This window comes from Xanthomonas populi (genome assembly GCF_002940065.1).
GTDB classification, from domain to species: Bacteria; Pseudomonadota; Gammaproteobacteria; order Xanthomonadales; family Xanthomonadaceae; genus Xanthomonas; species Xanthomonas populi.
On sequence record NZ_MDEJ01000031.1, the window covers coordinates 23,592 to 34,386 of the forward strand.

At 60.9% G+C, this 10,795-nt stretch carries 10 protein-coding genes and 1 pseudogene; 9 read left to right on the plus strand and 2 right to left on the minus strand.

The features are described 5' to 3' along the window. Positions 1-100: 100 nt before the first annotated feature. The gene (gene ykgO, locus XpopCFBP1817_RS07180; RefSeq protein WP_005913193.1) at positions 101-226 is read right to left on the minus strand and encodes a type B 50S ribosomal protein L36; all 126 of its coding nucleotides are present in this window, start codon (positions 224-226) and stop codon (positions 101-103) included. A 176-nt stretch (positions 227-402) separates the two neighbouring features. Between ykgO and cmk the strand changes: the two genes are divergently transcribed. The 9 genes and pseudogenes from cmk to XpopCFBP1817_RS07225 all read left to right on the plus strand — a co-directional run bounded on the left by cmk (position 403) and on the right by XpopCFBP1817_RS07225 (position 10,369). After that, positions 403-1,086, plus strand: coding sequence for a (d)CMP kinase (gene cmk / locus XpopCFBP1817_RS07185; protein ID WP_128416591.1), 684 nt, complete (start codon positions 403-405; stop codon positions 1,084-1,086). Positions 1,087-1,270: 184 nt separating this feature from the next. After that, entirely contained in the window at positions 1,271-2,959 is a 1,689-nt protein-coding gene (gene rpsA / locus XpopCFBP1817_RS07190) for a 30S ribosomal protein S1 (protein ID WP_128416592.1), read from the plus strand. A gap of 89 nt (positions 2,960-3,048) precedes the next feature. Beyond that, on the plus strand, positions 3,049-3,360 hold the full coding sequence (locus XpopCFBP1817_RS07195) for an integration host factor subunit beta (RefSeq protein ID WP_128416593.1): 312 nt from the start codon (positions 3,049-3,051) through the stop codon (positions 3,358-3,360). A gap of 67 nt (positions 3,361-3,427) precedes the next feature. Next, a complete protein-coding gene (locus tag XpopCFBP1817_RS07200; RefSeq protein WP_128416594.1) occupies positions 3,428-3,733 on the plus strand; it encodes a lipopolysaccharide assembly protein LapA domain-containing protein in 306 nt (101 codons plus the stop codon). Positions 3,734-3,739: 6 nt separating this feature from the next. Continuing rightward, the gene (gene lapB, locus XpopCFBP1817_RS07205; protein ID WP_128416595.1) at positions 3,740-4,918 is read left to right on the plus strand and encodes a lipopolysaccharide assembly protein LapB; all 1,179 of its coding nucleotides are present in this window, start codon (positions 3,740-3,742) and stop codon (positions 4,916-4,918) included. Next, complete coding sequence (locus XpopCFBP1817_RS07210) at positions 4,918-5,892, plus strand: MraY family glycosyltransferase (RefSeq protein WP_128416596.1); 975 nt, start codon at positions 4,918-4,920, stop codon at positions 5,890-5,892. The genes lapB and XpopCFBP1817_RS07210 overlap by 1 nt, the downstream gene beginning before the upstream one ends. A 13-nt stretch (positions 5,893-5,905) precedes the next feature. Further along, positions 5,906-7,813, plus strand: coding sequence for a polysaccharide biosynthesis protein (locus XpopCFBP1817_RS07215; RefSeq protein WP_167393857.1), 1,908 nt, complete (start codon positions 5,906-5,908; stop codon positions 7,811-7,813). Next, positions 7,813-8,706, plus strand: coding sequence for a UTP--glucose-1-phosphate uridylyltransferase GalU (gene galU, locus XpopCFBP1817_RS07220; protein WP_128416597.1), 894 nt, complete (start codon positions 7,813-7,815; stop codon positions 8,704-8,706). Before XpopCFBP1817_RS07215 ends, galU begins: the two co-directional genes overlap by 1 nt. 219 nt (positions 8,707-8,925) lie before the next feature. Beyond that, positions 8,926-10,369: pseudogene (locus XpopCFBP1817_RS07225) on the plus strand (cation:proton antiporter domain-containing protein). Positions 10,370-10,486: 117 nt separating this feature from the next. Here the strand turns inward: XpopCFBP1817_RS07225 and XpopCFBP1817_RS07230 are convergent. Further along, the gene (locus tag XpopCFBP1817_RS07230; RefSeq protein ID WP_244171100.1) at positions 10,487-10,741 is read right to left on the minus strand and encodes a DUF1244 domain-containing protein; all 255 of its coding nucleotides are present in this window, start codon (positions 10,739-10,741) and stop codon (positions 10,487-10,489) included. Between the last annotated feature and the right edge of the window lie 54 nt (positions 10,742-10,795).

Sequence of the window (10,795 nt, forward strand, 5' to 3'; positions counted from 1 at the left end):
AGCGCATCACAGCGTCCGTGAAGGCCGCGCCCGTGAATCACCGCCCAAGAAAAAACCGCCCGGAGGCGGCTTTGTCGGGTCTTGCACGCGCGGCATCGGCTTAGCGCTGACGCGCCTTGAAGCGCGGGTTCGACTTGCAGATCACGAAGACCTTGCCACGGCGGCGGACCACCTTGCAGTCGCGGTGACGGGTCTTCGCAGACTTCAGGGAGGACAGGACTTTCATGGCACACCTCGGCGTAAACGGTTTGAGTTCGATGGAAGGGTGAGCGCGAGATCGAGGCTGCACCCGGAATTTAAGCCGGCAATTCTAACCGGCTTTTCGTCGTGCTTTCAAGTGGTTGCATCCGAATCGCTGCGAGCGGCGCTACACTAGCGGCTTATGACCTTCCGGAAACCTGAATGACCGACGTTTCGCCCGTCCTCACCATTGACGGACCCTCCGGTGCCGGCAAGGGCACTGTGAGCAGGATCGTGGCTGCCCGGCTGGGCTGGCACTACCTCGATTCGGGCGCACTGTACCGCGCCGTGGGTGTTGCAGCGAGCTGGGCCGATCTTGACTTGTCCGACCCGGCTGCGCTGGTGCGTTGCACTTTCGACACCAAGGTCGATTTCGATGACGCAGGCGAAGCGGGGCTGCGCGTGCTAGTCAACGGCGTTGACGCCACCAGCGAGTTACGCCTGGAAACCACTGGTGCGCTGGCGTCGGCGATTGCGGCCATTCCCGAGGTGCGCGGGGCCCTGAAGGAGCGTCAGCTCGCATTCAGGCGAGCGCCCGGGCTGGTTGCCGACGGGCGCGACATGGGTACGGTGATCTTCCCGGATGCTGAATTCAAAGTGTTTCTGACCGCGAGTGCCGAAGAACGTGCGGGCCGTCGTCATAAACAGTTGATGGAAAAGGGTGTTTCAGTTATCTTTGCGGTTCTGCTGCGCGAGATCATAGCCCGTGATGCACGTGATGCGCAGCGGGTGGTGGCGCCATTACGGCCAGCCGAAGACGCTGCGCTGATCGATACCAGCGGAATGGGAATCGAGGATGTCGTCCAGTGTGTGGTCGGGGTGTTAGCCGCTCGCACGTCGTCGTAAGCGTTCCGCAAGCGGGCAGGTCCCGCCGACCGTAAGGCGTTCCAAGGCTCCGTCGCACATCCCGTGTAGCGGTTCTATGACCACTTAACCGACTCGCTGTCCGGAGTCGACCAACAGGCTGGGTGGCTCGTATCTGTCGCAACCCGACGATCAACGCCCGTGTGTTCAACTGAGTAAAATTCAAATGACAGAATCTTTTGCTGAACTGTTCGAAGCCAGTCAAGCCAATCTGGCGAAGCTGAAGCCGGGCTCGATCGTCACCGGTACCGTCGTGGAAGTGCGCGGCGACGTGGTGGTGATCAACGCTGGCTTGAAGTCCGAAGGCATTGTGCCGATCGAGCAGTTCCGTAACGACGCTGGCGAGATCGATGTCGGCGTTGGCGACCAGGTCAAGGTTGCCCTCGATTCCATCGAGAACGGCTTCGGTGAGACTGTGCTGTCGCGCGAGAAAGCCAAGCGCGCAATGGTGTGGGACGAGCTGGAAGAGGCGTTGGAAAAGAACGAAACCATCACCGGCCGCATCAGTGGCAAGGTCAAGGGTGGTTTCACCGTGGACATCAAAGATGTTCGCGCGTTCCTGCCTGGTTCGCTGGTGGATGTGCGCCCGGTGCGCGACCCTGCCTACCTGGAAGGCAAGGAACTCGAGTTCAAGCTGATCAAGCTGGACCGCAAGCGCAACAACGTGGTGGTGTCGCGTCGTGCAGTGGTCGAGAGCGAACATTCGGAAGAGCGCGAGCAGCTGATGGACAAGCTGCAGGAAGGCGCGATTCTGAAGGGTGTCGTCAAGAACCTGACCGATTACGGTGCATTCGTAGACCTGGGCGGTATCGACGGCCTGCTGCACATCACCGACATGGCCTGGAAGCGCGTGCGCCATCCGTCCGAAGTCGTGAATGTTGGCGACGAGCTCGACGTGCGCGTGCTGAAGTTCGATCGCGATCGTAACCGCGTCAGCCTCGGTGTGAAGCAGCTAGGCGAAGATCCGTGGGACAACATCGCACGTCGTTACCCGGCCAACAGCCGCGTGTTCGGCAAGGTCTCCAACGTCACCGATTACGGCGCATTCGTCGAGATCGAGCCGGGCGTCGAAGGTCTGGTGCACGTCTCCGAGATGGATTGGACCAACAAGAACGTTAACCCATCCAAGGTTGTGCAGGTTGGTGACGAAGTCGAGGTGATGGTGCTGGATGTCGACGAGGAGCGTCGCCGCATCTCGCTGGGCATGAAGCAGGTTGCCGCCAATCCGTGGGAAACCTTCGCTGCCACTCACAAGAAGAACGACAAGGTGTCCGGTCAGATCAAGTCGATCACCGACTTCGGCATCTTCATCGGTCTGGACGGCGGCATTGACGGTCTGGTTCACCTGTCCGACATCAGCTGGAACACCACCGGCGAAGATGTCGTGCGTAACTACAAGAAGGGCGACACGCTGGAAGCCGTTGTGCTGGCAGTCGATCCGGAACGTGAGCGCATCAGCCTGGGCGTCAAGCAGCTGGAGCAGGATCCGTTCGGCCAATACATGGCGTCCAACCCGAAGGGTTCGAAAGTCGAAGGCGTGGTACGTGAAGTGGATGCCAAGGGCGCCACGATCGACCTGGCCGACGGCATCGAAGGCTACGTCGCTGCACGCGACATCGCTAACGAGCGTGTGGACGATGCGACCCAGCACCTCAAGGTCGGCGACAAGATCGAAGCCAAGTTTGTGGGCATGGACCGTAAGGGCCGCACCCTGCAGCTGTCGATCAAGGCCAAGGACGATGCCGAAATGCGCGAAACGATGGAGGAATACCAGTCCTCCTCCGCAGCGTCGGGCGGCATGACTCAGTTGGGCGCGCTGCTGCGTGCACAGTTGAACAGCAATAAGTCCGAGTAAGCGCGTAGCGCTCGCAAGAGCGTGATGGATCGGCTCGGGCTTGCCCGGGCCGATTCCGATGTGTCAGTCGAAAAAAAGCAAGTCTTCCCATGACCAAGTCCGAATTGATTGAAATCCTGGCGCGACGCCAAGCGCATCTGAAGTCGGACGATGTGGATCTGGCAGTCAAATCGCTGCTGGAAATGATGGGGCAAGCGCTCTCCGATGGTGAGCGGATCGAAATTCGCGGGTTCGGCAGTTTTTCGCTGCATTACCGTCCGCCACGCCTTGGGCGTAATCCCAAAACCGGCGAGTCGGTTGCGCTGCCTAGCAAGCATGTTCCTCACTTCAAGCCGGGCAAGGAATTGCGTGAGCGTGTCAGCTCCGTGGTGCCTGTCGATCTGGTCGATACGGTAGATTGAAGATCGCTCTACTGCTGCGTTTATGTCGGCTCGGTTAAGCTAGGCCCCTTCCCGAGGGAGTTTCTCCATGAAGGTGTTTCGCTTGCTGGTGATGTTGGCTTTCCTGTTGGTCGGTCTGATCATCGGTGCGGTCAATTCCCAGGACGTCACTCTCGACTTCCTCTTTTCAAGTGTGCACATGACCTCCGGGGTCGCGATCATCGTCGCGCTGCTGGTCGGTGTGTTGATCGGTGCCGGCATGGTGCTGGTCAGTGTGGTCATTCCCCTCTATTCCAAACTGCGCCAGGCCAGCAAGGCTGTTGCAGTCAGTCGCGTTGACGCCAGGCCCATTGCGCCTTCCGCAGTCGAGACGCGCCCCATCGATGGACTGTAAGCACGTATGGACTTTCTGACCGAGTGGATCTGGTTCTTTCTGTTTGTGCCGCTGGCAGCGCTGGGCGGCTGGATCGTCGGCCGTCGTGGCGGTCAGCGTCACGGCGACACGCAGGTCAGTCGTTTGTCCAGTACCTACTTTCGCGGTCTGAACTATCTGCTCAACGAGCAGCCGGACAAGGCGATCGAGCTGTTTCTGCACATCGCCGAACTGGACAAGGAAACCTTCGAGACGCAGGTCGCGCTGGGTCATCTGTTCCGTCGTCGCGGTGAAGTCGATCGTGCGATTCGCTTGCATCAGGGCTTGGTACAACGCGCTGATCTAACCGATCAGCAGCGCGTCCAGGCCCTGCTGGCGCTGGGCGAGGACTACATGAAGTCCGGTCTGCTGGATCGTGCCGAAACTGTGTTTACCGAGTTGGCGCAGCTGGATCAACGGGCGCCACAGGCGCTGCGGCATCTGATCGGTATTTATCAGGCCGAGCGCGATTGGGAAAAGGCGATCGATAACGCCACCCGCTACGAAGAAGTCACCGGCGAGCCGATGGGTAAGCTTATTTCCCAATTTGAGTGCGAGCTGGCCGATCGCTATCGTGGTCTCACCAAGACCGACGAGGCGATGCAGGCAGTCGCCCGTGCCTACCAGGCCGATGGCACCTCTGTGCGTGCAGGCATTCTGGAGGGGCGCATCGAAGCCGAACGCGGACATGACGAGGCGGCGGTACGCGCCTTCGAGCGTGCAGCGCGGCACGACCCGGAATACCTGCCGGAAATCATTCCTGCACTGATGGCGGCCTATCGCCGTGTCGGCGACGTCGCTGGCGCGCGTAACTTCCTGTCGGAGATGACCGAGCACTATCGAGGTATCGCGCCGGTGTTGGCGCTGACCCAGTTGATTGAAGCGCAGGACGGTGTGGCGCCTGCACTGGCCTATCTGGGCCGTCAGCTTAAGGATCGGCCATCGGTGCGCGGCGAATCGGCGTTGATCGATCTCACCCTGGCCGAAGGCAGCGACCCGGTTGGCACGCTGCAGGATCTCAAGCACATCACAGACCAGCTGCTGGTGCGTAATCCCAGCTACCGCTGCACGCGCTGTGGCTTCGGGGCGAAGACGCACCATTGGCAATGCCCGAGCTGCAAGGAATGGGGCACGGTCAAGCCGCTGTTGAACTACGCGGTCGTCTAATGCTGCAGGTCTGGCAGTGGTGCATGTTGCACCTGGTGGTCGCAGCGCTGGGGACCTGGTTGTTGCGACGCTATGCCTTGCATCGCCGCTTGTTGGATCAGCCGGGCGAGCGCCGCAGCCACGTGGTCGCGACCCCGCGTGGCGGTGGCATGGCGATCGTGGCGGCAATCCTGCTGGGTTGCATCGCAGCTGCCGTGTTCTGGCCCGCTGCGCGTCTGATGATCGGCTGGTTCGCGGTCGGGCTGGTGCTGGTGGCAGGCGTGGGTTGGTGGGACGACCATCGTTCGCTATCGGCCAGGCTGCGTTTTGCGATCCATCTGACCGCATCGGCGTCGCTGGGAGTCTTGGTCAGTCAGTACACCGGCGATGTGTTGGATGGCGTGATCAGCGCAGCGGCGTCTGTTGTGTTGATCAACGTCTGGAATTTCATGGACGGCATCAACGGTCTGGCTGGCAGCCAGGCTGTATTGGCGGCGTTGGCATTTGCTTTCGTCCTACCCTGCGCCTTGGCGTGGGCAGGTCTTGCAGTTGCGGCGTCCTGCCTGGGGTTTTTGCCGTTCAATTTTCCGCGTGCGCGCATTTTTTTGGGCGATGGCGGCAGTGGCGCGCTGGGATATGTGTTGGCTGGCTTGCTCTCACTCACCGTAGCGAGCGGGCAGGTGAGTTGGTTGATCAGTTGGCTGCCGTTGACGGCTTTTCTTGCAGACGCCGGCTTCACGCTGCTGTCTCGCATGCTCGCCGGGCAACGCTGGTGGGAACCGCACGCCCAGCACGTTTATCAACGCCTTGCACGTAAGCTTGAGACGCACGTTGCGGTAACGAGTGTTTATTTAGCTTTCAGCATCGTTGCGTTCTGCTTGTACGTGTTAATTCGTCATGATCCGGTTTGGATGCAGCTGACCGATGCCCTGACCTGGGGTGTGGGTGCTACCGCGATCTGGCACTTTCTGCGCGATGGACTGCGCAATTCCTGAGTAATGGACTTTTATGAATTCCTGGCGTGACCGTTTGACCAAAGTGTTGCCGCAAGCGGCAGTTGTGCTGCATGACGTGTTGATGGTGTGGTTGTGCTGGCAACTGCTGCACGCCGGCCGGTACTCCATGCTGCGTGACGCACCCGATCTTCCACTGTTGGATTGGCGCACTGCGGTGGTTCTGGCCGCGCAGGGGCTGGTGTTCTGGAAGATGGGGTTGTATCGCGGGCTGTGGCGATTCGCCTCGGTGCCGGACCTGTGGAATATCTTCAAGTCGAGTTTCCTTGGTTTGGTGGCGATCGTGCTGGCGTTGTCTTATGACCGCCTGGACGGGGTGCCGCTGTCGGTGCTGGTGGTCTATCCGTTTGCGCTGTCCGCATTGCTGGGGACACCGCGGCTGTTGTATCGCGCCTGGAAGGATTACCAAATTGCGCATTCCGGTGATGCCGCGCAGCGCGTGTTGATTCTTGGCGCTGGTCGCGCCGCCGAAGGGCTGGTGCGCGATCTTCGTCGTAGCGGCACGTTTGTGCCGGTTGGGTATCTGGACGACGCCAGCAATCTGCATGGCGCCAAGATTCAGGGCCTCAACGTCCTGGGCAACCTGGATCAGGCTGCATCAATCGCCAAGGAGACAGCAGCCAGGTTGTTGGTGATTGCAATTCCGTCGCTGGATGCCTCCGGGATGCAGCGCGTGGTGGCAATTTGCGAAAGCACCGGCTTGCCGTTCCGTATGGTGCCCAAGCTGATCAACGTGCTGGAGGGGCGTTCGTTGCCTGGCGAATTGAAGGAGGTCGCGATTGAGGACCTGCTCAATCGCAAGCCGGTCACGCCCGATTGGCGCTTGATCCGCGATTGGCTGACCAACAAGACCGTGATGGTCACCGGCGCCGGCGGTTCGATTGGCTCGGAAGTCTGCCGCCAGTGCGCGCGTCACGGTGCGCGTCGGATTGTGCTGTTGGAAATCGATGAGCTGGCACTGCTGACAGTCGATTCGGATCTGCGCCGGCTGTTCCCCGATATCGAAGTGGTGCGCGTGCTCGGCGATTGCGGCGACCCGGCAGTGGTGGCACATGCGCTAAATACTGCAACCCCGGATGCGGTGTTCCATGCAGCCGCCTACAAGCAGGTGCCGCTGCTGGAAGAGCAGTTGCGCGAGGCCGTGCGCAACAATGTGCTGGCAACCGAAAATGTGGCGCGCGCCTGTCAGCGTGCACGTATCGAGACCTTCGTCTTCATCTCTACTGACAAGGCCGTCGAGCCGGTCAACGTGTTGGGCGCGAGCAAGCGCTATGCGGAGATGATCTGCCAGTGTCTTGACGCGCGCGATGCGCCGACGCGCTTCATCACGGTGCGCTTCGGCAACGTGCTGGATTCGGCCGGTAGCGTGGTGCCGTTGTTCCGTGAGCAGATCCGTCAGGGCGGCCCGGTCACGGTGACGCATCCGGATGTGACGCGTTACTTCATGACCATTCCCGAGGCCTGCCAGTTGGTGGTGCAGGCCGCCGCCTCCGCTTCGCACGGTGCGATCTACACGTTGGACATGGGCGAGCCGGTGCCGATCCGCTTGCTGGCCGAGCAGATGATTCGTCTTGCCGGCAAACAGCCTGGCAAGGATGTGGCGATTCTCTATACCGGCTTACGTCCGGGCGAGAAGCTGCATGAAACGCTGTTCTATGCGGACGAAGACTATCGCCCCACTGCGCATCCCAAGATTCTGGAAGCCGGTGTGCGCGAGTTCTCGCACGAGCAGGTGTTGCAGCTGGTGACGCGCTTGCGTGAGGCGGTTAACCGCTATGACATCAAGGCAATGGAGACTGTGCTGGGCAGTCTGATGCCGGATTTTGCGGCTGCTCGACGGAAAGTCGACACGAGATCTGATACGGTCGTTCCATTCCCCGCACGTGAGGTCAGAAGACTTTAATGAGCAAGCGTATTCGCAAGGCCGTATTCCCCGTCGCAGGTCTTGGGACCCGCTTTCTTCCGGCCACCAAGACAGTGCCGAAAGAAATGCTGCCAATCATCGACAGACCGCTGATCCAGTATGCCGTCGACGAGGCCATACAGGCCGGTTGCGACACGCTGATCTTCGTGACCAATCGCTACAAGCACTCGATCGCCGACTACTTCGACAAGGCCTATGAGCTTGAGCAAAAGCTCGAGCGCGCCGGCAAGCTTGAACAGCTGGAGTTGGTGCGTCATGCATTGCCGGAAGGTGTGCGCGCCATTTTTGTGACGCAGGCCGAAGCGCTTGGTCTGGGTCACGCCGTTCTTTGCGCCAAGGCCGTGGTCGGCGATGAGCCGTTCGCGGTATTGCTGCCTGACGATCTCATCTGGAACCGTGGCGCTGGCGCGCTGACTCAGATGGCCGATGTGGCCGAAGCTTCCGGCGGCAGTGTCATTGCCGTTGAGGACGTGCCGCACGACAAGACCGCCAGTTACGGCATTGTGGCCACCGATGCATTCGACGGCCGCAAGGGCCGCATCAACGCGATCGTCGAAAAGCCCAAGCCGGAAGTCGCACCGAGCAATCTGGCCGTGGTCGGTCGTTATGTGCTCAGCCCCAAGATCTTCGAACTGCTAGAAGAAACCGGCGCTGGCGCAGGCGGCGAAATCCAGCTGACCGATGCAATCTACGGACTGCTGCAGCAGGAAACTGTCGATGCGTATCGCTTCGAAGGCCGTCGTTTCGATTGCGGCGCGCATATCGGCCTGATCGAAGCCACGGTGCATTTCGCGCTCGAGCACGAGAAGCATGGTGGGCCGGCAAAGGACATCCTACGCGCTGCATTGGCCGAGGCCGACGCGCGCGGCTGAGTGCCCGGCTATTGCCTGCATCCACGAACGACGCCATCTGGCGTCGTTCGTCGTTTGGGGCCTCGCTGGCCAGGATCGACGTGCTGATCAAGGTCGATTTGGAAGAGCTGGCTGATCGATTGATGCGCACACAGGTGCAGGGCAGTGGTAAGCCTGTGCCGCTAGAATCTCCGGAATGCGCCAAACTGCCCAATCCAGTGAAACGTTTTAGGCGATGCGGTGGTTGCGATCCCCTTGTTCCGTCGTCTCCGCCTGGGCTCGGTGCTGGGTTACCTGGCGGCCGGATTGGCCATTGGTCCGCTCGGCCCTGGGCTGTTCAATGAGCCGCAGGCGATCTTGCACGTGGCCGAGTTGGGCGTGGTGATGTTCCTGTTCGTAATCGGGCTGGAAATGCGGCCGTCCTACCTGTGGAGTCTGCGCAAACAGATCTTCGGTTTGGGGACCGCGCAGATCGCGGTGTGCACGCTCGTGCTGACCGGTATCGGCATGTTGCTCGGCGTTGTGCCGCCGGTGGCATTCGTTGCCGCGTCCGGTTTCGTGCTGACCTCTACGGCGGTGGTGGTGCAGTTGCTGGCCGAGCGTGGCGATGTCGCCTTGCCGCCTGGTCAAAAAATCGTGGCGATCCTGTTGTTCGAAGATCTGTTTGATCTTGCCGCTGCTGGCGATCGTGGCCTGGATGGGTTCCAACGGCCACCCGCAGGCGCCGTCAGCGCTGGCAGGACATCGGCATCGGTCTGGTCTGCATCGTGGGCTTCTTGGTCTAAGGGCGCTGGCTGCTTAATCCCTTGTTCCGGATTCTGGCTGCGTCCAAGTGGCGCGGCTGATGCGCAGCGACCATGACCATCGCCAGGCGCTGGATCGTGGCGTGCTGATGGCGCAGGGTGGCGAGTTCGCCTTCGTCCACTCTTCGCTGCGGCATCGGCTTCCGGCGTCATCGATGCACAGGTCAACGCCAGACTGACGCCGGCCTTTAAAGTGTCGTTTGATGGCGTGGAAGCAGCCGGCGGCCATACCGGCAGCGTGTTGATCATCGGGTTTGGGCGGCTTCGGTCAGGTCGCCAGCCAGTCGCTGCTGGCACGCCACGTGAATGTGACCATCATCGATAGCGATATCGAGATGATCCAGGGTGCGGAACAGTTCGGTTTCAATATCTACTACGGCGACGGCACCCGGCTCGATGTGCTGCATGCCTCCGGAGCGCATAGCGCACGCGCGATTGCGGTGTGCGTCGACAACCGCGAGGCCGCCAATCGCATCGTCTAGCGGGCAGCGCGCGAGTTTCCGCACGCCAGGTTGTTGGTGCGCTCGTACGACCGTGAGCGCTCGTTGCAGTTGGTTGCTGCCGGCGTGGATTACCAGATTCGCGGGACCTTCGAATCGGCGGTGGCATTCGGGCAAGCGGCCTTGGTCGAGCTGGGCGAGGACCAGGACGAGGCCGTCACGATCGCGCGCGCGATCCGGAGTCGCGATGCCGAGCGTTTCGAACTGGAGATTGCGGCCGGCAATACGCGTGCCGGTGCAGTGGCAGGGCTGATGTACGGCAATATCACGCTGACCGTGCCCAAGCCCACGCCGTTCGCCCCGCCGCGGCGCGAAAGCCGCACGCTCAATCCCGATGCGGTGCCGCAGACCAATCAGGTAGAAGAGGCGACTCGCGACTGAGTCAGGCAACGACTCGCAGCTGCATTACCTGTGGAGTTGTGGCGCCGGTGCATCTTCATCGCTGCAAGTGGGCACTAAAACGGCCGGCGCCAATGCGCCAGCCGCCGGCCGATCGATTCAGCCGTGCTTGCGTTGAGCGGCAGCGAAGGCTTCCAACTGCTCGGGCGTTGCGTTTTTCTGGTGCTGCTGTTTCCAGTCGGCGAACGGCATTCCATAGACCGCTTGGCGCGCTTGGTCCTTGGTCATCGGCTGGCTGTGCGCTTCGGCTGCTTCCTGGTACCAGTCACCCAGGCAATTGCGGCAGAAGCCGGCCAGGATCATCAGATCGATGTTCTGCACATCAAGGCGATCCTGGATCTGAGGTTTCCCCACGTTTTCCCGAGATAGATCAGCTGGTTGCACCCGGATCGTGTAGAAACAAGTGCG

Excerpts from the sequence above, each read along its gene's own strand:
- ykgO (WP_005913193.1), bottom strand. The coding sequence starts at position 226 with ATGAAAGTCCTGTCCTCCCTGAAGTCTGCGAAGACCCGTCACCGCGAC.
- cmk (WP_128416591.1), top strand. The coding sequence starts at position 403 with ATGACCGACGTTTCGCCCGTCCTCACCATTGACGGACCCTCCGGTGCC.
- rpsA (WP_128416592.1), top strand. The coding sequence starts at position 1,271 with ATGACAGAATCTTTTGCTGAACTGTTCGAAGCCAGTCAAGCCAATCTG.
- XpopCFBP1817_RS07195 (WP_128416593.1), top strand. The coding sequence starts at position 3,049 with ATGACCAAGTCCGAATTGATTGAAATCCTGGCGCGACGCCAAGCGCAT.
- XpopCFBP1817_RS07200 (WP_128416594.1), top strand. The coding sequence starts at position 3,428 with ATGAAGGTGTTTCGCTTGCTGGTGATGTTGGCTTTCCTGTTGGTCGGT.
- lapB (WP_128416595.1), top strand. The coding sequence starts at position 3,740 with ATGGACTTTCTGACCGAGTGGATCTGGTTCTTTCTGTTTGTGCCGCTG.
- XpopCFBP1817_RS07210 (WP_128416596.1), top strand. The coding sequence starts at position 4,918 with ATGCTGCAGGTCTGGCAGTGGTGCATGTTGCACCTGGTGGTCGCAGCG.
- XpopCFBP1817_RS07215 (WP_167393857.1), top strand. The coding sequence starts at position 5,906 with ATGAATTCCTGGCGTGACCGTTTGACCAAAGTGTTGCCGCAAGCGGCA.
- galU (WP_128416597.1), top strand. The coding sequence starts at position 7,813 with ATGAGCAAGCGTATTCGCAAGGCCGTATTCCCCGTCGCAGGTCTTGGG.